Source organism: Pseudoalteromonas sp. NZS127_1 (assembly GCF_015864295.1).
Classification (GTDB): Bacteria; Pseudomonadota; Gammaproteobacteria; order Enterobacterales; family Alteromonadaceae; genus Pseudoalteromonas; species Pseudoalteromonas arctica.
Window position 1 is genome coordinate 38,808 of record NZ_JADYXO010000022.1, and the last position, 19,764, is coordinate 58,571.

Sequence of the window (19,764 nt, forward strand, 5' to 3'; positions counted from 1 at the left end):
AACAATACTTGCAGCTAACGCTTTGACTATACGATAGTAATTAAGCGTTCCTCTGTCGGGTAATTAAATATCGTATTTAAGTTACTTTCTACTACAATTTAACATCGTTATGTACTTGAAAATTACTGTTACTAGCGCTACTCTAAGTGAGGTGGTCTGACCTCTATTAAGGAATAAAAATGACACTCATATTTACACTGGTTCTAATCGTGTTGCTTTGCACTGCGATTTACCACAGAGCAAGTTGGAACACAGCACTTGGTGTTTCAGCTATTACTTTATTAATTGGTACCTTTGCAGGTGCTTTTGGTTTAATTAGCTGGTTGATCTTTTTGATCATCGCGGTTCCTCTTTCTGTTACTGGCATTCGTCAGCAATATATTATCAAGCCAATTTTTGCTATGTTTAAAAAAGTAACGCCAAGCATGTCTGATACTGAAAAATCAGCTATTGATGCCGGTACAACGTGGTGGGAAGCTGATTTATTTTGTGGTAACCCAGATTGGAAAAAGCTTCACCAATACCCAGTTCCTAAACTTACTATTGAAGAGCAAGCCTTTGTTGATGGCCCTGTTGAAGTAGTATGTAGCATGTTGGACGATTGGGAAGCAACGCACGAACTAACCGACCTTCCTCAAGATGTATGGCAATATCTAAAAGATAATAAATTCTTTGCCATGATCATCAAAAAAGAATATGGCGGTTTAGAGTTTTCTGCATTTGCACAGTCATGTGTACTTCAAAAACTAACAAGTAAATCAACATTACTTTCGTCAATTGTTGGTGTACCGAACTCTTTAGGCCCAGGTGAATTATTACAACACTATGGTACAAAAGAACAAAAAGATCATTACTTGCCGCGCCTAGCGAGCGGTCAAGAAATTCCATGTTTTGCATTAACGTCGCCAGAAGCGGGTTCTGATGCAAGCTCAATTCCAGACTACGGTGTGGTATGTAAAGGGCAATGGAATGGTGAAGAAGTTGTGGGTGTTAGTTTAACGTGGAATAAGCGTTACATTACACTTGCCCCAGTTGCTACCGTACTTGGTCTTGCGTTTAAGTTACAAGATCCAGATGGCTTAATTGGCGACAATAAAGAGCCAGGTATTACCTGTGCACTTATACCAACGGATACTCCTGGAGTTGAAATTGGTCGTCGACATTTCCCGCTTAACGTACCATTTCAAAATGGGCCTACTCGCGGTAAAGACATTTTTGTACCACTTGATTACATTATTGGTGGTCCAGATATGGCTGGTCAAGGCTGGCGTATGCTGGTTGAATGTTTATCGGTTGGTCGTGCAATTACATTGCCGTCAAACTCTGCCGGTGGCATTAAAATGATTGCTATTGCGACAGGTGCTTACAGCCGAATTCGTCGTCAGTTCCGTTTACCTATTGGTAAAATGGAAGGTGTTGAAGAGTCACTAGCTAAATTAGCTGGTTACGCTTACAGCTCTGATGCTGCGGTTAGCATGTCTACGGGTGCGGTTGATTTAGGCGAAAAGCCATCGGTTGTTTCTGCCATTATTAAATACCACCTTACAGAGCAAATGCGTGATGCAACTATTCATGCAATGGATGTACTTGGCGGTAAGGGCATCATGCTTGGGCCAAATAACTATTTAGGTCGTGGCTATCAAGGTGCACCTATTGCCATTACCGTTGAAGGTGCAAACATCTTGACCCGTAATATGATTATTTATGGTCAAGGTGCAATTCGCTGTCATCCATTCGTACTAACAGAGCTTGGTGCATGTGAAATAGAAGACCGCGAAGAAGCGCTTAATGTATTTGATAAAGCGCTAATGGGCCATATTGGTTTTACTATGTCGAACCTTGTGCGTACTAAGTGGCTTGCGCTCACAGGTGCTCGTTTTACAAGTGTGCCGTACAACGACGAAACAGCTGAATTTTACCGTATAGCGTCACGCTTTAGTGCATCACTTGCTCTTATGTCTGACATTAGCATGGCAGTATTTGGTGGCTCACTAAAACGTAAAGAACGTATTTCTGCACGTTTAGGTGACTTACTAAGCTACTTATACTTAGTGTCTGCAACGCTTAAGCGTTACAACGATGAAGGTCGTAAAAAAGAAGATTTTGCTCTAGTAAAATGGAGTTGCCAAGATCACCTTTACCATTGCCAACGTGCACTTGCTGATTTAATTAATAACATGCCTTCGGCTCCACTACGCGCCGTGTTAAAAGTATTGTTATTCCCGTTTGGTCGCCCGGTTCGTAAACCAACTGACCAACTTGAGCATAAACTTGCGCAACTACTACAAGTACCTAGCGAAACGCGTAACCGTTTAGCAAGCTATGTATACTTAACAAATGAGCCGCTTAACCTTGTAGGTCGTCAAGAGCAAACGCTTAAAGACGTCCTTGATGTTGAGCCATTATTTGAAAGAGTATGTAAAGAAAAAGGCCTTAAACTGCCATTCTTCCAGCTTGATAAAGTAGCGCAAATGGGTCTTGAAGCAGGCATTTTAAGCCAAGTAGAGGCTGATAAACTAGCTGCTGTTGAGCAATCTCGTTTAGATGTTATTAACGTTGATGACTTTGACCCTGCTGATTTACTTGCAGGCAAAGCAGCCCGTAATAGTGTTAAAAAAGAAGCTGATGCCGCTTAATTAACTAAGTAAGCATTTGAATACTAAAAGCCAGCGCCTAATGCGCTGGCTTTTTTGTGTGTTTTTTACCAATTAGCTACTGCTTGAACTATAAATCCCACCACCACTTTAAAAAACTTACTTCCCAATCAGTAATAGAGCACATGCTTTGTAACACTTTATTATCTCATCTTTAAGCCCAAAACTTGCGTTTAAAAAACGTACGATCAACACTTGAAAACGCTAACTATATTCCAAGGACTGTATTAATGAATAAAACACTCAATTTTGGCGCACTGGCATGTGCAATCACACTTGCGTTGGCAGGCTGTAGCCAATCAAGCAATACAACTGATATTGGTAATAAATCAACCATAAAAGCACAAACAGCTGAAACATACAGCGCTAAAACTTTCTTTGATACTACATCAATTATGGGCAATAGTTTTGCACCAAGCGGTGATAAAGTTTTAGTAAGTAGCGATGAAAGCGGCATTTATAACCTGTATGAAATTGATATAAATACAGGCGATAAAACTCAACTCACTAATTTTAAAGGCAGTACCTACCCTGTACGCTACTTCCCTAATGATGAACGCGCACTATTTACTAAAGATTCTGGCGGTAACGAGCGATACCACATTTATGTAAAACAACTTGATGGCTCAATAAAAGACTTAACACCGGGGGATGAAACACGAGCCAGCTTTGCTGGTTTTACAAAGGACGGCAGCCAATTTTTTATCACAAGTAATCAACGCGACGCCAAATTTATGGATTTATATAGCGTAGATAGTGACAACTATAAAGTGTCCTCGGTTTATCAAAATGAGCTCGGATTAGATGTCGGCGCCATTAGTCCTGATGGTCGCTTTATTGCTTTATCTAAAAATAATACGAATAAAGACAGTGATACTTACATTCTCGACACTTATAAAAAAACCCTCAAACCACAACTTATATCAAAGCACGACAATCCCGCACAATATACGCCTGAAACCTTCTCTGCTGATGGTAAATATTTATATTACTCTACAGACGCAAAAGGCGAGTTTTCGCAAGTGTGGCGCTATGAGTTAGCAAGGGGTAACCATAGTCCAGCTTTAGAAGATGACTGGGACGTGAACTTTATTTATTTTTCTAAATCTGGACGCTATCAGGTAAGTGGAGTAAATGCAGATGCCAGTACTAAAGTAACTATTTTAGATACTCGTACAGGTAAAAACGTAGCTATGCCCACCCTACCCAATGGTAATTTACGCAGTGTAAATTTCTCAAGTGACGAGAAAACCATGGCGTTTTATTTAAACTCTGACACATCCCCAAGCAATTTATTTGTATGGCAAGTGGGTGATATTAGCGCCAAGCAATTAACTAATTCACTTAGCAAAGAAATAAATCAAAATGACTTGGTAGAAAGTACAATTGTACGCTTTAAAAGTTTTGATGGGTTAGAGATACCAGGTGTTCTGTATAAGCCTAAACAAGCGAGTAGTACAAATAAAGTAGCAGCACTAATTTGGGTGCATGGCGGCCCTGGTGGGCAAAGTCGCACTGGCTACAGTGCTGCGCAGCAACACTTAGTGAATCATGGCTATGCAATTTTTGCAGTTAATAATCGTGGTAGCTCAGGATATGGCAAAACCTTTTTTCACTTGGATGACAAAAAGCATGGCACTGATGACTTACAAGATATTGTGTACGGTAAAAAGCATCTTCAAAGCTTAGATTGGGTCGATAGTGACAAAATTGGCATTATGGGCGGTAGTTACGGCGGGTTTATGACTGCTGCTGCACTTGCTTTTGAGCCAGAAGAATTCAAAGTAGGTATTAATATTTTTGGGGTTACTAACTGGGTAAGAACGCTCAACTCTATTCCACCATGGTGGGAGAGTTTTAAAAAAGCCCTATACGATGAAATGGGCGACCCTGCAACAGACGGTGAGCGCCATCGTGCTATATCACCTTTATTTCATGCTAAAAACATTACAAAACCATTAATGGTGATCCAAGGTGCAAACGATCCGCGCGTTTTACAAGTAGAAAGTGATGAACTGGTTGCTGCGGTAAAAGCCAATGGCGTGCCTGTAGAGTATGTATTGTTTGACGATGAAGGCCACGGCTTTACTAAAAAAGAAAACCGTATCAGTGCTTCTAACGCTTATTTAAACTTTTTAGACACATACTTAAAGTAGCTATTTGGCTCACAAAGTAAAAATAAAAGGTCTGCACTTGAATTAAAAAGTGCAGGCTTTTTTTATACTGGCCTAAAACCCTATTCCTACTTCATCGGGGTCAGAGCTGATAGCTGATAGCTGATAGCTGATAGCTGATAGCTGATAGCTGATAGCTGATAGCTGATAGCTGATAGCCAAAGAATATTTTACTAAATTATTTAATCAAGTATTTTTATAAACTTGTTATTGAGGAAATAACAAGTGGCGGAGTGGACGGGACTCGAACCCGCGACCCCCGGCGTGACAGGCCGGTATTCTAACCAACTGAACTACCACTCCGCAGTGGTATGTGCATGGGGTAATGCACTTACTAATTTTAATCATGATATCAAATGGCGGAGTGGACGGGACTCGAACCCGCGACCCCCGGCGTGACAGGCCGGTATTCTAACCAACTGAACTACCACTCCATAATAAGAATATGTTTTACAACCATACGTTGTGTAAGTGTTGGCGGAGTGGACGGGACTCGAACCCGCGACCCCCGGCGTGACAGGCCGGTATTCTAACCAACTGAACTACCACTCCAGCTTTTACTTACAAGTTTTACGAAAATGGCGGAGTGGACGGGACTCGAACCCGCGACCCCCGGCGTGACAGGCCGGTATTCTAACCAACTGAACTACCACTCCATATTTTCGTTGCTGTTTAGGTCTCCCTGACAGCGGCGTGAATAATACGAACCAACCCCTATTTCGTCAAGGGCTTTTTTGTTTTTTTATAGGTTTTTTAGTCATCTGTCATCGAAAGGTTTAAAATTTCACCTGATCTGTCATTTTTTGAGCCATTTTTACCGACTTGATTTTTTTCTGTGTCGGCAGCATCACCCTCACTTGTTTTCTTTTTCTTTAAAAAAGGTAGCTTCACTTTAAATTTAATCGGTTTTTTCTGCACAAAAATACGAATTGCTAACCAACCTAGTAATAAAATGAGCGTATTGCAGCCTACAATTAAACTAATAATTGTAGATGTGGCCATTTTTTCTTCAACCGGTTCACTCTCAATCATTTTATCTGGGGTAATAATCGTTGCAGGATCAATTTCGGGCACTGCTTCTATAGGTCGTTCTATCTCAAATTTATACGTTGGTAGCGTTGCCATAAATTCGCGGCCATTAATATTAGTGCCAAAAACAGACAACTCAACGCTATATCTACCCCAATCATAATTTTTAACACTAAGTTGTCGTGAGTCTTTAGCAGCAGCATCTATGGTAAACATTTGCTCTTCGTTATTAGGGTAATAAATTTTTCCCTGAATGATGACGGTTTCTGGCTTAACAATATTGGGATCTATATTTATAGTTAACAGATGCTCGTCTGTGTCTTGCTCTGCTAACGCGACTTCGGTTACAAAAGGCGGTTCGTGCACTTCTATTGTATTTTGCACAATACGGCGCTGTAGCAGCGGAGTTGCAACGTAAAGCTCTGGTGTCCATTCACCTGCAGGAAAATCTAAAGTAAACTCGCCGGTAAACACACCATCTTTAGGACGCTCGTCAAATCCGCGTCCATCGTCTTTAAATTCAGCGACTTCTTGAGTGCCTGCGCCAAAGTTAGCAAAGTTTTCATTGTTGGTACTTACAAAGTCAACATTAAGGCTAACAACATCTCTAAATAGATTTGTATTAATTGGCTCACCGTCATTGAGTATTTTGCCAGTAATTTTTATTATCTCCCCTCTAAACAACATTGAAGGAAGAGGCTCTGCCTCAAGAGATATTTCGCCTAATACGACTATTCGGCTGTCGGGCAAAATACTGCCTATGACTTGCCAAGGACCTGCCATTGGTTTTTTTATGGTGACTAAATCGTAGCTGAGTTCGTCAAACCAATCTAAGTTAGGGTTTTTAACTGAGTCAGTAGCAAAGTACTTACTGCCATCGGGCCTGACTAAAATAACTGCTGGTGCGCCTGACTTTCTAAAAAAGAGCAGTGTTATTTCATCAATTTTGCTATCTATGCGAAAACGATTATCAAGTAAAGGGATCTCATTTTGATGCCCATCGCGCTTGAGCACTTCTACTTGTTTTACGCCATATGCATTGCCAGTAAATAAACTAGCGGCACATAACGCTGTTACAAAATACATCGTTTTCATTAAATCGCCTTATTCAGCGCGCCATATACATTGGCCGCCTTCTTTGTTTACAAGATCTAATCGTGCTTCGTGTGCGCTTTGCTCAGCATCGCTTGCTCGCAGAACAACTAATGGGGCTCTATCACTATTTAAACGCTTTATGCCGCCCTTCTGTTGCTCGCTGCCGTCATCTTTATTTTGATTCAAGTTTAGCTTTGTTTGACCGCCCGTCATGGCAAGGTAAACATCGGCTAAAATTTCAGAATCCAGTAGCGCGCCGTGAAGCGTTCGTTTACCGTTATCTACATCGTAGCGACGACATAATGCATCAAGATTGTTCTTTTGACCTGGATGCAAGTCACGCGCCATTTTAAGCGTGTCGAGAACTTGACAAAAAGTATCTGTTTTAGGAAAGCCCTGATTAAGTAGCGCAAATTCGTTATCCATGTGGCCAATATCGAACGGCGCGTTATGAATAACTAACTCTGCCCCTTCAATATAGTCGAAAAACTCTTGGGCAATTTGATGAAACAACGGTTTATCACGTAAAAACTCATTAGTGATACCGTGAACGTCGATTGCTTCTTCTTCGCTTGGGCGTTGTGGGTTTATATAAACGTGAAAGTTATTGCCTGTTAAACGGCGATTTACTAACTCCACACAACCAATTTCTATAATGCGGTGCCCTTGTTTAGGGTCGATGCCGGTGGTTTCTGTATCTAAAACTATTTGTCTACGTGCCATATCGAATTTAGCCTGATTCTGGTATCTTTCTATAATCACTTTATTGTACATAAGATCAAGGTAAAACAGTGCAAAAAACCGTAGAGATTTACACCGATGGCTCATGTTTAGGTAATCCAGGCCCCGGCGGTTATGGTATTTTTATGATTTATAACGGCCACGAAAAAGAAATGAGCCAAGGTTATAAACTCACAACGAATAACCGAATGGAAATGCTCGCGGCTATTGTAGCCCTAGAATCACTCACACGAGAATGCGAAGTAAATCTAACAACCGATAGCCAATATGTTAAGCAAGGTATTGAATCGTGGATCACTAACTGGAAAAAACGTGGCTGGTTAACATCAGCTAAAAAGCCGGTTAAAAACGTCGATTTATGGAAACGCCTAGATAAAGCCTGTAGCGAGCACAATGTAACCTGGAAATGGGTTAAAGGGCATAGCGGCCATAAGTACAACGAAATAGTTGACGATTTAGCGCGCGATGCCGCTGGCAGTAAAGATTTACTAGAAGATGTAGGCTATCAGCCTTAACGATTATTTTCTTGGTCGCACGTTTTGTAATGCTGCTTAGAGGTTTGTCTAAGCCCTGCCCCTTTTACTGGTGCAAACTGCGGCCTTGCATGCCACTTAGGTTTTATTGGCGTAAGTGGCGCAACCCTTTTTCGTGCCACCAGCATATAAACACTGCCCATCGGTTTTAAATACTGCTTAGCAAAGGTACGCCAAAACTCAAATCTTGATAGCCTATTACCTCTTGCTAATGACGAATAAATAAAACGCTCATCACTTACAATTTCAAAGCCAAGTAAGTTTAACCAGTCTTTAACTCGCGCGGGTGTAAAAAAGCGCCCCGTCCATGGTAATTTCTGACCACTAAAGGGCAACATTTGTGCAAGTCCGCACAAACTAAACGGATTAAAGCCAGTCACTACTATATAGCCACCCGGAATAAGCGTGCGATGCGCTTCGCGTAGAATATGGTGTGGGTCTGAATGATACTCTAAGCAGTGGCTTAGTATGCAGGCATCAATACTGTGCTCGTAAAATGGCAATTCGTCTATGTCAGCCACTACGCCTGTATAAGGCCCAGGCTCTGCAACACACACTTGATGTTTAATCGTACTTATACTTGTGTTTAATTCGCCACTTAAATTACCCAATTTAAGCATATGATAGCCAAACATACGCGGCAGCCATTGCTCCATCTTTCGTTCGATGTCTGTCCGCAAATAATCCCCATGAGGAAACTGCTGCCACGACAGTGGTTTGGGTCCTTCTTGAAAACTAAGGGCTGGTTTCATTTTTTGAGCTCGTTATACTATGCGGTAAGTGTCACTTTATAGAGCAATTTACCATGGTGCAAGTCAAAGCAATTAAAGCCTTTTCTGATAATTACATTTGGTGTTTAACTACCGATAATAGTAACCAAGCATGGGTAGTCGATCCAGGCCAAGTACAGAGCGTATTAGCGTATCTAGCTGAGCACAAACTAACGCTTGGTGGTATTTTAATTACGCATCATCACTACGACCACACTGATGGCGTAGCTGCATTAGTTGACGCCTATCCAGATATATCGGTTTATGGCCCCGCAAATAGTCCATTTAAAGGCATCACTCACGCACTCACTGATGGTCAAAGCATCAGTGTCCTTAATATTAACTTTAATATTTTGGCAACTCCTGGGCACACGCTTGATCATATTTGCTATACAAATGATGAACTTGCTTTTACAGGCGATACATTGTTTAGCGGTGGATGTGGGCGCTTATTTGAAGGCACGCCAAAGCAAATGTGGGAATCGTTTAATAAACTAAGAGAGCTGCCTGCAAGCTGCAGTGTGTATTGCACGCACGAATACACGCAAGCTAATCTTGCCTTTGCCAAAGCGGTTGAACCACGTAACCCAGAACTCCTTGCGTACAGTAAAAAAGTAGATGAATTACGCAGTAATAACCAAATTTCCCTACCCACTTCTATTGGACAGGAGCTAAAAATAAATCCATTTATGCGTAGCGATTTGCCAACCATTACAGAGTTAGTGCCAGAAAAATTCATCTCGGTTACAAAAAACAATGAACCTTGGGGAAACTTTGCTAGTCTGAGACAGTTCAAAGACAATTTTTAATGCACAAACTAATACTTTAATATTTATTTTATTAGAATCATTAACTTAAGATATAGTGATGATTCTATTTCTGCGTTTTAAAAAGTCATTAAGTGGCAATGTTAACTCATAACAGGTAGTATTCGCCGAGTTTTTTACCCGATGTATTGGTATTTATGAATAAATCTCCCCTATTAGTAGCCTTGGCGTTAGCGCTAAGTGGTTGTCAAACTGTGACAACTCTAGACTCAGACTCTCAAGTCGCCACGCAAGCAAACCAACAACTCGAAGGCGCAAGTCCTAACGACATTAACAATGCATTGATGGTAAACGCACAATATCAGCAAGTTGACCCTGATGAGCAAGAAGCTCCCGTGTTTGATGATGTATGGGAGCGAATTCGCTACCAACTTTCTATCGAAATACCGCAAAACCGCCCTGTTGTTACTGAACGTAATTATTACGCTCGCCACCAAGCCTATTTAGATCGTATTTCTAAACGTGCAGAACCTTACTTACACTTTATAGTTGAAGAAGTAGAAAAGCGCGAAATGCCAATCGAAATTGCACTACTGCCTATTGTAGAAAGTGCATTTGACCCGTTTGGTTATTCTAATCGCAGCGCATCGGGCATTTGGCAGTTTATGCCTGCAACCGGTGAGCGATTCGATTTAAAACAAAACTGGTGGTACGACGGTCGTCGCGACATAGTGCAGTCGACTCGCGCAGCACTTGACTACTTATCGTATTTACATAAAACACTTGAAGGCGATTGGCTAAATGCGATTGCTGCTTACAACTCGGGTGAAGGGCGCTTGATGCGCGCTATTAAAAAGAATCGTAAAAAGCATTTACCTACCGATTTTTGGTCTCTTGATTTACCTAGCGAAACAACAGCCTACGTACCAAAGTTATTAGCACTTGCCGATTTATTAAAACGCTCAGATGATTTTAACGTTACATGGCAACCAGTAATTAATGCACAAGTGGTTGAAGTGGTTGATGTTGGATCTCAAATAGATTTAGCGCTTGCTGCTGATATGGCTGATATGACGCTTACTGAGCTATACAGATTAAACCCTGGTTTTAACCGCTGGGCAACTGATCCTAATGGCCCTCATTCTTTATTATTGCCTGTTGATAAAGCAGAGGAATTTAGCCAAAAACTAGCAAACACTGATGTTAAAAACAGATTACGCTGGCAGCGTTATATTGTGGCTCGAGGCGACAGCTTATCGGTAATTGCCAAAAAGTTTACAACAAGCTCAAGTGCAATCCGATCGCTTAATAAACTCAAATCAAATACGATTAAAGTAGGCCAAGAGTTATTAGTCCCGCTTACTGATGGCGCTATAAATAGCGAGCATTTACCAAAGCAGATGCGTTTAGCTGCTAATAAAGCAACTCGCACAAAGCTTTCGCACACAGTTAAAAGTGGCGACACGTTATGGGATATTAGCCGCGAATATGACGTCACTATGGATGAGTTGGCTAAATGGAATAAACTAAAGAAAAACTCTGTATTGCGCCTAAATCAAAAACTAACTGTGTATAAGTCAGCTAATAAACCACAAGCAACGGCAAGCACCAACCGTACTATTACATACAAAGTACGCCGTGGTGACTCACTTGCACGTATTGCGTCTAAGTTTAATCTAAGCGTTAACGAAATTATTAAGTGGAATAATTTAGCCGGTCAAAAATACTTACAACCTGGCCAAAAGCTAAAACTTAAAGTAGATGTCAGAAGTAGTTAATTTATAAAACTATATTAAAAGCAAAAAGGAGCGCATGCGCTCCTTTTTTAATACCTTAAAGTTAAGGATTAAGCAGGTAGTTTCTCCAGCCATACTTTTAACCAAGGCTCGGTTACTGGCCATGGTTCAAAATCTTCACATGCATCTATTTCTAGGCGGTTGCCCACAGGCTTTGCTTGTAAATCGCGTAGTAGCTCGTCAAAGCTTCGCCCTGCGCCACAAAATGTATCGCCGTAACATCTGTCACCCATTGCAATTACACCAAATGGTTTATCGGTAAGCATTGGGAAGGTGCTATTCATAGCAAAGTATAACCCGGCCAAATTACTTGGTACATCACCTTGGCCTGTTGTGGAGGTAACGATTAAAATATGCGATGCATTTTTTATATCATCAAGCGATGCTTCAGTAATTACTGTTGCAGTATGACCCGCTTGCTCAATTGTGCTTGCAACTTCATCGCTTAAACGCTCTGCACCGCCATTAACGCTGCCTACAAAAATACTAATATGTGCCATTAATAATCCTTTTCTTGCTCTGGCCAACCTAGCTGCTTACATATTTTAAGCATGTCTTCACCTAGTGGCGCTTTAATTGTTATTGATTCATTACTATAAGGGTGCACAAAACTAAGCTCTGTTGCAAATAACATTAAGCGTCTTAGTTCAAAATGCTCTCTAAAAAATTGATTGTGCTGGTTATCACCGTGATTTACATCACCAATAATAGGCAGTGATAAGTGCTTTAAGTGTCTGCGAATTTGATGCTTGCGCCCTGTTTTTGGAAAACACTCAACCAACGAGTAACGCACTGTTGGGTACTTACCAATAGGGATAGGCAATGCAACTTGGTGCAAGCAATTAAACTGGGTTTGCGCTTCTTGCGGTGCTTTATCTTGATCTGCAAACTTATCGGCTATTTTATCAAGTTCTTCTTTAAGCGGTTTATCTAAAAATACTGACTCTGGCGCAAAGCCGCGCACTAAGGCCAAATAGCGCTTAGCAATGGTGCCTTCAATAAATAGCTGGTTCATATCGCGAGCAGCTTCAGAGCTCAGTGCAAACAGCAATACGCCCGACGTAGGTCTATCGAGCCTATGCACTGGAAATACATGTTGCCCTAGCTGGTCGCGCAACATTTGCATAGCAAACTGGGTTTCGTGTTTATCTAAAAACGAGCGATGCACTAATAAACCTGAAGGCTTATTTATAGCCACATAGTTTTCATCTTGATACAAAATAGTCAGCTCGCCATATTCAATAGGTGCTGGACGCTCACTCATTTGGCTCTCCTAAAAAGGTATCAAGGGCTGTTAGTAATTCAATTATTTCATCGCTCCCTGCTTTATTCACAAGTGTCATTTGCGCCATAGGGGCAATAGCAAAGTTACGTGGCAGTGGTTGCTTGTGCGTTATTAATTGCTGTATTTTATCAATAAATACAAATTGTAACCACTGCTCAAACGCCATTGTGTCGTGACAAAAAGGTGTGCTTGAAAGCAGTGCTTCAGCGTCTATTGGCTCACTTTGCCAAAGCGCGTGTTTTTGTAAAAGTGCCGTTAGCTGCACTAAATAAGTTTGGGTTTGCTGGTACATAACCACCCTCTTTTATATATGTAATGCAATTATACCCTGTTCCCTCATAAGCGGCTATGGCGTATAATTGACGTAATTTTGCAGTAAAAACAGTTGAGAAAACAATGAGCGAACATATAGCTACATTAGGTCAGCTTTTAGATGGTGCGGGTACTCAGTGGCGTGCTTTTGATATTGGTAGGCACATAACAAAGCTTGATAAAAAACAATTTTTAGCTATTGAGCAAGCTCAAGTGCCTTACCCTTACCCACTTGCAGGGCATGCTTGGCTGGCTATTCAATTTTGGGATACTAAAGCCAGTAAAGAACCGTATGTATGGTTTTTAAAGTTTCCGCTTGATGAACAAAGTATACTAGTAAGTGCAAGTCGCGATCATTTTGCTGATATGATTATTCAAGCGCTAGGTACTGAAATTACAGGTGAGCAAGCTGATGGTAAGCTTGATAATAATCCCTATGTTTTTACGCCAAACGCAAATAAATTAGCGGCATTTAACGCTCAAGTAAAAGTACTACTAAAACAACCCGCATCACAGTATTACGAGCATGCTCAGCTTTACTTTAGCGGTAAAATTGGTTTTGATAATTGGCAAAGTGTTGCACTACAGGGTATTGCCGATTTTGCACTACGCTTAGACAACGATACAAACTTAAGTAATCTGCAAAAAGCATGGGCGCATTTACCCATTGAAGTACTGCAACCACTCAGCGCTATGCTTGAACACGTTGAAATACCAACATCAATGAGTGAATTACTTGTTGATTACACGCAGGCTGCAATTAGTAACAACGACACAGTGACTATAACAGCAGCACTGAGATCTGCATCAAAAGGTCAAGCTCAAGGACTATGCGCTCAATTAGTTGATACTGTATTAAGCTCACCATTGGGACAAGATTCTAATGTATTATTAACAATAGCTGGGCGGTGTTTTAAGCAATTAGAAAACCCTGAACGCTTACATGTATTTATGGATAATTGCGCGCACCATCAAAAAATTGATGAGTTGTTTCCAAGTATTTTTGCTGACTTAGTTGCAATACCGACTATTCGCCCGCATTTATTAGGCTTATTACGTAAAGAAAATCGTAGCGAAACCCTCGCGCGTGCAATTGGAAGGTTATTCTCTTAAATGGCAAGTTTATGGACGTTCATACTTATTGGTAGTGTAATTTACTTATTTTGGCTTAATCGAAAGGTTGCTGAAGCGGCGAATGTTCATGCTAAACGCCAAAGTGAGCAGTTACAGGTGCAGTTGATGAGCGTTGCATGTGCTAAACGCCGCTTTGGTTTTTTAAAGAGCGGCAAGCCAGGCATCAAAAGCGAATTTATATTTGAGTTTTCAAGCGATGGTGAAAATGCTTATCAAGGTGTGTTAATTATGGAAAATGAGTTTTTGAAAAGTGTGGTTGTTCCACCGCATAAAATATAAAACTTAATATACTTTAGGAGTATTTGTCTTAAATTAATAAACTTAATTCAACACAAAAAACTAAGGCGTAACTAAAGTTACGCCCCAATTGGACTGCATCCTGCTAGATATCCATTATCTTAAATCCGTATTATCATCCCCTGAACGAGTAAACAACCTTGTTTACCCTCACATTGCATCCTGCAATATCCATAGCCACCTTGGCAAACCCACGAAATCTATCGTTTGGCTACATACTGTAGCATCATCCCTGGTAATCCTTTTAAGTAGCTCCTGCCACTTTTTGCATCCTGCAATATCCATAGCCATCTTGGCAAACCCACGAAATCTATCGTTTAGCTACATCCCGTAGCATCATCCCTGGTAATCCTTTAAAGCAGCTCCTGCCACTTTTGCATCCTGCCACTTTTGCATCCTGCAATGCCCACTTGCCATCTTGGCCGTCCTGCGTAAACTAACGCTCCTGCTACTTCCTGTAGCGTCATCCATGATTATCCTAAAGTAACTCCTAGCTACTAAGTGCTTCATGCACTTCCTTATTCTTCCTTGTATCCGTTTTAGCTTGTCCTTTATGCTTCCTGCTAGCGTCCGCTATGTTGCCTATTCCGTATCCTTGGCAGTAACTCAATCATTGAGCTATGTCGTCTTGACGAAGAGAAGTTTAAAGCAATCAGGGGGGAGAAATAGGACTTAACATCAAATAAATAAACGTCACAAAAATGAAAAATAAAAATAAACTTTAAATAACAATAGCTTGAATTGAAAAAGGCTACTTATTAATAGCCTTTAACTGACAATGCTCACGATAATGTGAGATATATCTCACGGCCTTATGTCCGTTTGGGCGCATTGGCTTACATCATAATTTTAAATAGTTGGCTCAATTATTGATTTAAACAGTAACTCGCCCTCTACTTGGTTAAAAGTAAGGTGTTTAAATGCTTCAAACTTTTCGGTTTTAAAAAATTCAGTGTGTTCTTTACGCGTTACAAATACAGCCATCCCCGTTGACTCAGCGTTACATTTAACTAAATCATCAAGCCCTCGTAGTAAGTAACGACCAAACCCTTGCCCATGAAAATGTGGATCTACGGCAATAAAAGCTAAAAAGTAGTAATTGCCTTTCTCTTTAAGGGCATCTCTAATTGTTTGTTCTTTATCTATTAATTGATTTGTTTGTAAGTAGCCCGCACTCAGCATTAATTTTAAACGCCAGTGCCAATAACGCTGCGCTTGTAATTGGCTATTAGATTCAAATACACACGCTACTGCTTTTAATTTATCGTTGCGGTATAAACCAATTAATGGCTGCTTTTCTTGCCAAAAACTACTGAGCTCTTCGCGAATTAATGATCGTAATTTTTTTTCGTATACTGATTTATTTTCGTCATTGTAGCTAAGCATGTTTTGTAATACAGGATCGTCATGATAAGCCTGATAAATTAGGCTTGCTGCAGTGCTAATATCTTCTGCGGCTAAATACTGTACGCTGAACGTATCAGCTGGCGTGGTTACACTCATTGTATTTCCTTTATTATTTTAGCTGTAGACTGTTTAACTTTATACCTAACTATATACCTAAAATTATTAACCGTAAATTCAGCGAGAGTTTAACTAGCTAGGAGTAGAGTTAATCCTTAGAATAAGTTTTCATTTAGTTAATACCAATTGCATTAAATGAGTGTTCTATTTATAGCGCTAAGAAAATAGCACAATAACAAGGCGAAAATTATGACATATAGTTGTTCTATATGAGTAATTTTTAACGCAGTAAGTGAGCTATTTAATACGCTAGAATGAGCATATTTTTAATAAAACTGGTATAAGGAGCAATATCATGGATACGACTAAACACGACATCAATACACTATTTGCACAGCTTGGATTACCTAATTCTGATGAACAAATAGATGCATTTATTGCCTCACATGAATTAGAAGACACAACACTACTCCAAGAAGCTTCTTTTTGGGATGAGGCACAACAGCACTTTTTAGCTGAATCGCTTGCACAAGACGGTGATTGGAGTGAAGTAATTGACGAGTTAGATGTACGCATTCGTCAAAGTAAGTAATTTTATTTAATGTACCCTCCCTTATTTATTGCTAACATAGCATCTGCGCAGTATTTATATGCTGCGCAGTTATTTTATTAAAGAGTTATATATCTAATGAATTCAGTTGTATTTGATGCAATTAAAGCCCTTCTCGATGAAGGCAAAACCCCTACTGTAGCACTAACTAAAAGCCGTTTGGCGCAACCGGTTCCTATGCCGATGATTATTGCAGCAGTAAGCCAATATAAAAACAATCCTGATTCAATAAATAACTTCATGAGAAACCCACAGCAGTCAGATAGTACTGAGCTTAAAACAAGTCAATTAGATAGAATTGAGCAAAAACTCGATAAACTTCTTGCACTGCTAGAACAAAAATAATTTGAGACTATAAATGTTCGTTGTTGATTTAACTTTTGATTGCTACCAAGACACCACCCTAGAACAAGCCGAACAAGCAATAAATCGCTTAGTAAATGCACTGCGTTTTAATGGTCAAATAATGGGGGAAGAATTTCCAACCGTTTTAAAAGATGGATTTTTTATTACCCGTGTTATGTGCCCTACTGAAGATGCAATGCACCCGCTAAATAACAGCCCGTTTGTTAAGCACAGTATCGAAAAGTTACATAGTGCGGGGCTACTTGCGCCAAAAGTAAAAGTGATTGGGCAAGATATTCACTCCAACGGCGCTGATTGCTGTAAAGAACCATCAAGTTATATTTTATACACAACCTATGTGCATACGTGTAGCCCGCTTTATTGTGGTGATGACTTTTTGCCTGTGCCGTTATTTCGTATTCCGGCAATTGCTAATGGTGACTATAAAACGCTTATAAAATGGCAAGAAGATTGGCAAGCCTGCGATCAAATTCAAATTAATGGCGCAACCCGTTGTGAGTTTCCGGCACTTGAAGAAATATCGAGTATCCAAAGCGACTTATACAGACGCGGAAAAGACATAACAAAGCGAATTAGTTTTTTAACTGAAAAGCCAACCTATTATTATTTATACCGTGTAGGCGGCGTAGATAAAGCGTCTGAACTTGAACGAAAATGCCCTAGCTGCAATGGTGATTGGAAATTACCTGAATCGTGGTTTGGGTTATTCGACTTTAGGTGTGAGCCGTGTGGCTTAGTGTCTAATATATCGTGGGATTTTCAGTAACCATTAGGGCGTGTTGACCTTTGTGGATTGAAATTTGTTCAATCTAGGGACGATTTAATCGCGGCGCGAGGTTTGTAACCTAGTGGGCTAAGTAAAAACCGAGCAACAAAGAGTAAATCGTCCCTAGAAAGAACCCAAAGGGCAGCGCATGTTTGGCATTTATGCTTCGTTATCGCCTATTTATGGGGAATAACCACACTACATAGGCTCTGCCTTGCCTAAAAACCAAACATACAGCTGCAAAATCAATCACGAAAGGTCAACACGCCCTAGTAATGGCTCTAAAAATCAGCTTAGTGATAACGCTAAGCTGATTTATTAGATGCATTTTAAACCTCTAATGCCTTTAAAAAAGCATTAATGTTAGGTGCAAGTACATGGTGTGTTTTTTTGCCTACGTGCTCTAAACATACTTCACCAGTGTGCACCAATACACTTACTAGTAAATCATCTTTATCTGTTAACCCAATAAATACCGTTTCTGGCTGCTTGAGCTTGCGTTTCATTAAAACGTGACCCGTTATATTTTGCTGCAGCATGTCAAAGTCGTCACTATTCCACGCCTGTAGTAATTCAACTTGATGCCCATCAATCACAGCTAAAATACTTCCACCGTACATATGCCCATATAACTCGCTAAGCTCTTTTGGAAACTCAAGCTCTAGTGCATTGGCTAAATCACTCAGTGAACCTGCTGGTTGCTGGTGCGCCCCCTGCCATTGGATATTTCCCTGCTCGTCAATTTCGCCAACTTCTGATGGGCTTGGCCATTGCTCATCGTGCGCTATAAGTGGGTACTTTGCGGTATTTTTAAGGGTCTTTTCGCTAAATTTTTGATGAAGTTGTTCTATAAGCAATGCAACAGACATACTGTGAAACTCATTTAAATTAGATATAATGTCCCTATTGTAACTATTTAAGAGCAAACATGACAGATTACAGCAATTCTCCAGACCTTAAAGGTAGCGTATTAGGCCAATCTACTGAGTATGTAGATGTGTACACGCCAAGCTTGCTTTTCCCTATTGCGCGCAAACTAAATCGTGATGCTTTAAATATTGACGAAGCAGAGCTGCCATTTAAAGGCCAAGATATTTGGACTGGTTACGAGCTTTCATGGCTAAACAATAAGGGTAAACCGCAAGTTGCCGTAGCCTTATTTACCTTTGAATGCCAAAGCAGCCATATTATTGAGTCAAAGTCGTTTAAACTTTATTTAAATAGCTTTAACCAAACCCGATTTGAAAGCATTGATGTAGTAAAACAGCATTTAATTGATGACCTATCAAACGCGGTTAACAGCCCTGTCAAAGTGACTTTATACAATCCTGATGATTACAATTGCTTACCGTGTACGGCGCTGCCAGGTGAATGTATTGATGACTTAGATATTGAGATTAATAATTACGATATTGATGCTAATTCACTTAAAGCAAAAAGCGATGAAGTAGTGACTGAAACGCTCTACAGCCATTTACTTAAATCGAACTGTTTAATTACCTCCCAGCCTGATTGGGCAAGTGTAATTATACGGTACACTGGCGAGCAAATATGTCGCGAATCGTTACTGCGTTATTTAATTTCGTTCAGAACACATAACGAATTTCATGAGCAGTGTGTTGAGCGTATTTATAGCGATTTAACAACACAACTTAATATTAAAGAGTTAGAGGTTTACGCGCGTTATACTCGTCGCGGTGGGCTTGATATAAACCCGTATCGCTCTACGCATTATAACGACACGCCATTTGCAGTTAAAATTAATCGTCAGTAGGTTATTTTAAACTGGAATATGAGTATTAAAAAAGGAGCCTAGGCTTAATGCCAGTCAGTTAAGCTGACTGGCATTTTTCTTTTTATGGGGATACTTAGATGGTTTTGGCTTAACCCATCTGGGATATCTTCTATCCTCTCGTCTAGCTGGAAGCTTAAATAAGACCAGTGTATTGAGTAAGTGCTGCCAGTGTATTG

Annotated in this window: 19 protein-coding genes, 4 tRNA genes and 1 pseudogene; 11 read left to right on the plus strand and 13 right to left on the minus strand. The window is 40.3% G+C overall.

Features of this window, described 5'->3' with window-relative positions:
- Nucleotides 1-179 precede the first annotated feature (179 nt).
- Complete coding sequence (gene fadE, locus I6F50_RS16870) at nucleotides 180-2,636, plus strand: acyl-CoA dehydrogenase FadE (RefSeq protein WP_197176771.1); 2,457 nt, start codon at nucleotides 180-182, stop codon at nucleotides 2,634-2,636.
- 248 nt (nucleotides 2,637-2,884) lie between these two features.
- Nucleotides 2,885-4,810 (plus strand): S9 family peptidase, encoded by a 1,926-nt coding sequence (locus tag I6F50_RS16875; protein ID WP_197176772.1) that lies wholly within the window; start codon nucleotides 2,885-2,887, stop codon nucleotides 4,808-4,810.
- Between the two features lie 244 nt (nucleotides 4,811-5,054).
- Here the strand turns inward: I6F50_RS16875 and I6F50_RS16880 are convergent.
- The 6 genes from I6F50_RS16880 to dnaQ form a co-directional block, all read right to left on the minus strand.
- Nucleotides 5,055-5,131, minus strand: a tRNA-Asp gene (locus I6F50_RS16880).
- A gap of 54 nt (nucleotides 5,132-5,185) precedes the next feature.
- Nucleotides 5,186-5,262, minus strand: a tRNA-Asp gene (locus tag I6F50_RS16885).
- Between the two features lie 41 nt (nucleotides 5,263-5,303).
- Nucleotides 5,304-5,380 (minus strand) — tRNA-Asp (locus I6F50_RS16890).
- A 27-nt stretch (nucleotides 5,381-5,407) separates the two neighbouring features.
- Nucleotides 5,408-5,484: transfer RNA gene (locus I6F50_RS16895), tRNA-Asp, on the minus strand.
- 97 nt (nucleotides 5,485-5,581) lie between these two features.
- Nucleotides 5,582-6,952, minus strand: a complete 1,371-nt coding sequence (locus I6F50_RS16900; RefSeq protein ID WP_197160237.1) for a TIGR03503 family protein — start codon at nucleotides 6,950-6,952, stop codon at nucleotides 5,582-5,584.
- A 9-nt stretch (nucleotides 6,953-6,961) separates the two neighbouring features.
- Nucleotides 6,962-7,675: a DNA polymerase III subunit epsilon gene (gene dnaQ, locus I6F50_RS16905; RefSeq protein WP_165728593.1), complete on the minus strand. Its 714-nt coding sequence runs from the start codon at nucleotides 7,673-7,675 to the stop codon at nucleotides 6,962-6,964.
- 68 nt (nucleotides 7,676-7,743) lie between these two features.
- Here dnaQ and rnhA point away from each other — a divergent pair, with 68 nt between their 5' ends.
- Entirely contained in the window at nucleotides 7,744-8,208 is a 465-nt protein-coding gene (gene rnhA, locus I6F50_RS16910) for a ribonuclease HI (protein WP_007378210.1), read from the plus strand.
- Here rnhA and I6F50_RS16915 read toward each other — a convergent pair.
- Nucleotides 8,205-8,978 carry a class I SAM-dependent methyltransferase gene (locus I6F50_RS16915; protein WP_024593678.1) on the minus strand — a complete coding sequence of 258 codons (774 nt, stop codon included), beginning with the start codon at nucleotides 8,976-8,978 and terminating at the stop codon, nucleotides 8,205-8,207. The two genes, rnhA and I6F50_RS16915, sit on opposite strands and share 4 nt — an antisense overlap.
- 53 nt (nucleotides 8,979-9,031) lie before the next feature.
- Here I6F50_RS16915 and gloB point away from each other — a divergent pair, with 53 nt between their 5' ends.
- Nucleotides 9,032-9,805 (plus strand): hydroxyacylglutathione hydrolase, encoded by a 774-nt coding sequence (gloB, locus tag I6F50_RS16920; RefSeq protein ID WP_197120230.1) that lies wholly within the window; start codon nucleotides 9,032-9,034, stop codon nucleotides 9,803-9,805.
- A 155-nt stretch (nucleotides 9,806-9,960) separates the two neighbouring features.
- Nucleotides 9,961-11,541: a LysM peptidoglycan-binding domain-containing protein gene (locus I6F50_RS16925; protein WP_007586008.1), complete on the plus strand. Its 1,581-nt coding sequence runs from the start codon at nucleotides 9,961-9,963 to the stop codon at nucleotides 11,539-11,541.
- Between the two features lie 68 nt (nucleotides 11,542-11,609).
- On the opposite strand, the gene I6F50_RS16930 is transcribed toward I6F50_RS16925, so the two are convergent.
- The 3 genes from I6F50_RS16930 to I6F50_RS16940 are packed head-to-tail and all read right to left on the minus strand — an operon-like array spanning nucleotide 11,610 to nucleotide 13,136.
- Complete coding sequence (locus I6F50_RS16930) at nucleotides 11,610-12,059, minus strand: flavodoxin (RefSeq protein WP_197176773.1); 450 nt, start codon at nucleotides 12,057-12,059, stop codon at nucleotides 11,610-11,612.
- Nucleotides 12,059-12,823 (minus strand): tRNA pseudouridine(65) synthase TruC, encoded by a 765-nt coding sequence (gene truC, locus I6F50_RS16935; RefSeq protein WP_197176774.1) that lies wholly within the window; start codon nucleotides 12,821-12,823, stop codon nucleotides 12,059-12,061. The genes I6F50_RS16930 and truC overlap by 1 nt, the downstream gene beginning before the upstream one ends.
- Nucleotides 12,816-13,136 carry a YqcC family protein gene (locus I6F50_RS16940; RefSeq protein WP_197176775.1) on the minus strand — a complete coding sequence of 107 codons (321 nt, stop codon included), beginning with the start codon at nucleotides 13,134-13,136 and terminating at the stop codon, nucleotides 12,816-12,818. Before I6F50_RS16940 ends, truC begins: the two co-directional genes overlap by 8 nt.
- 104 nt (nucleotides 13,137-13,240) lie before the next feature.
- Here I6F50_RS16940 and I6F50_RS16945 point away from each other — a divergent pair, with 104 nt between their 5' ends.
- Together I6F50_RS16945 and I6F50_RS16950 are read left to right on the plus strand one after the other, a co-directional pair.
- The gene (locus I6F50_RS16945) at nucleotides 13,241-14,269 is read left to right on the plus strand and encodes a DUF3549 family protein (RefSeq protein ID WP_197176777.1); all 1,029 of its coding nucleotides are present in this window, start codon (nucleotides 13,241-13,243) and stop codon (nucleotides 14,267-14,269) included.
- A complete protein-coding gene (locus I6F50_RS16950; RefSeq protein WP_166420279.1) occupies nucleotides 14,270-14,569 on the plus strand; it encodes a DUF3301 domain-containing protein in 300 nt (99 codons plus the stop codon).
- An 867-nt stretch (nucleotides 14,570-15,436) separates the two neighbouring features.
- Here I6F50_RS16950 and I6F50_RS16955 read toward each other — a convergent pair.
- Nucleotides 15,437-16,090: a GNAT family N-acetyltransferase gene (locus I6F50_RS16955; protein WP_008169301.1), complete on the minus strand. Its 654-nt coding sequence runs from the start codon at nucleotides 16,088-16,090 to the stop codon at nucleotides 15,437-15,439.
- A gap of 316 nt (nucleotides 16,091-16,406) precedes the next feature.
- On the opposite strand from I6F50_RS16955, the gene I6F50_RS16960 reads away from it, so the two are divergent.
- The 3 genes from I6F50_RS16960 to I6F50_RS16970 all read left to right on the plus strand — a co-directional run bounded on the left by I6F50_RS16960 (nucleotide 16,407) and on the right by I6F50_RS16970 (nucleotide 17,793).
- Nucleotides 16,407-16,643 (plus strand): DUF2789 domain-containing protein, encoded by a 237-nt coding sequence (locus tag I6F50_RS16960; protein WP_002958240.1) that lies wholly within the window; start codon nucleotides 16,407-16,409, stop codon nucleotides 16,641-16,643.
- 96 nt (nucleotides 16,644-16,739) lie between these two features.
- On the plus strand, nucleotides 16,740-17,006 hold the full coding sequence (locus tag I6F50_RS16965) for a hypothetical protein (protein WP_010553684.1): 267 nt from the start codon (nucleotides 16,740-16,742) through the stop codon (nucleotides 17,004-17,006).
- 13 nt (nucleotides 17,007-17,019) lie between these two features.
- Nucleotides 17,020-17,793, plus strand: coding sequence for a Zn-ribbon-containing protein (locus I6F50_RS16970; protein WP_165741318.1), 774 nt, complete (start codon nucleotides 17,020-17,022; stop codon nucleotides 17,791-17,793).
- 329 nt (nucleotides 17,794-18,122) lie between these two features.
- On the opposite strand, the gene syd is transcribed toward I6F50_RS16970, so the two are convergent.
- Nucleotides 18,123-18,662 carry a SecY-interacting protein gene (gene syd, locus I6F50_RS16975; protein ID WP_197176779.1) on the minus strand — a complete coding sequence of 180 codons (540 nt, stop codon included), beginning with the start codon at nucleotides 18,660-18,662 and terminating at the stop codon, nucleotides 18,123-18,125.
- 59 nt (nucleotides 18,663-18,721) lie between these two features.
- On the opposite strand from syd, the gene queF reads away from it, so the two are divergent.
- Nucleotides 18,722-19,567: an NADPH-dependent 7-cyano-7-deazaguanine reductase QueF gene (queF, locus tag I6F50_RS16980; protein ID WP_039488544.1), complete on the plus strand. Its 846-nt coding sequence runs from the start codon at nucleotides 18,722-18,724 to the stop codon at nucleotides 19,565-19,567.
- Between the two features lie 54 nt (nucleotides 19,568-19,621).
- Here the strand turns inward: queF and I6F50_RS16985 are convergent.
- Nucleotides 19,622-19,764, minus strand: a pseudogene (locus tag I6F50_RS16985) (IS4 family transposase); the annotation flags it as partial.

Bases quoted from the DNA above. Each gene is read 5' to 3' on its own strand.
- truC (WP_197176774.1), bottom strand. From the start codon at position 12,823: ATGAGTGAGCGTCCAGCACCTATTGAATATGGCGAGCTGACTATTTTG.
- I6F50_RS16940 (WP_197176775.1), bottom strand. From the start codon at position 13,136: ATGTACCAGCAAACCCAAACTTATTTAGTGCAGCTAACGGCACTTTTA.
- gloB (WP_197120230.1), top strand. From the start codon at position 9,032: ATGGTGCAAGTCAAAGCAATTAAAGCCTTTTCTGATAATTACATTTGG.
- I6F50_RS16915 (WP_024593678.1), bottom strand. From the start codon at position 8,978: ATGAAACCAGCCCTTAGTTTTCAAGAAGGACCCAAACCACTGTCGTGG.
- I6F50_RS16960 (WP_002958240.1), top strand. From the start codon at position 16,407: ATGGATACGACTAAACACGACATCAATACACTATTTGCACAGCTTGGA.
- dnaQ (WP_165728593.1), bottom strand. From the start codon at position 7,675: ATGGCACGTAGACAAATAGTTTTAGATACAGAAACCACCGGCATCGAC.
- I6F50_RS16955 (WP_008169301.1), bottom strand. From the start codon at position 16,090: ATGAGTGTAACCACGCCAGCTGATACGTTCAGCGTACAGTATTTAGCC.
- I6F50_RS16970 (WP_165741318.1), top strand. From the start codon at position 17,020: ATGTTCGTTGTTGATTTAACTTTTGATTGCTACCAAGACACCACCCTA.
- I6F50_RS16875 (WP_197176772.1), top strand. From the start codon at position 2,885: ATGAATAAAACACTCAATTTTGGCGCACTGGCATGTGCAATCACACTT.
- syd (WP_197176779.1), bottom strand. From the start codon at position 18,662: ATGTCTGTTGCATTGCTTATAGAACAACTTCATCAAAAATTTAGCGAA.
- queF (WP_039488544.1), top strand. From the start codon at position 18,722: ATGACAGATTACAGCAATTCTCCAGACCTTAAAGGTAGCGTATTAGGC.
- I6F50_RS16965 (WP_010553684.1), top strand. From the start codon at position 16,740: ATGAATTCAGTTGTATTTGATGCAATTAAAGCCCTTCTCGATGAAGGC.
- I6F50_RS16925 (WP_007586008.1), top strand. From the start codon at position 9,961: ATGAATAAATCTCCCCTATTAGTAGCCTTGGCGTTAGCGCTAAGTGGT.
- I6F50_RS16945 (WP_197176777.1), top strand. From the start codon at position 13,241: ATGAGCGAACATATAGCTACATTAGGTCAGCTTTTAGATGGTGCGGGT.
- fadE (WP_197176771.1), top strand. From the start codon at position 180: ATGACACTCATATTTACACTGGTTCTAATCGTGTTGCTTTGCACTGCG.
- I6F50_RS16950 (WP_166420279.1), top strand. From the start codon at position 14,270: ATGGCAAGTTTATGGACGTTCATACTTATTGGTAGTGTAATTTACTTA.
- I6F50_RS16900 (WP_197160237.1), bottom strand. From the start codon at position 6,952: ATGAAAACGATGTATTTTGTAACAGCGTTATGTGCCGCTAGTTTATTT.
- I6F50_RS16930 (WP_197176773.1), bottom strand. From the start codon at position 12,059: ATGGCACATATTAGTATTTTTGTAGGCAGCGTTAATGGCGGTGCAGAG.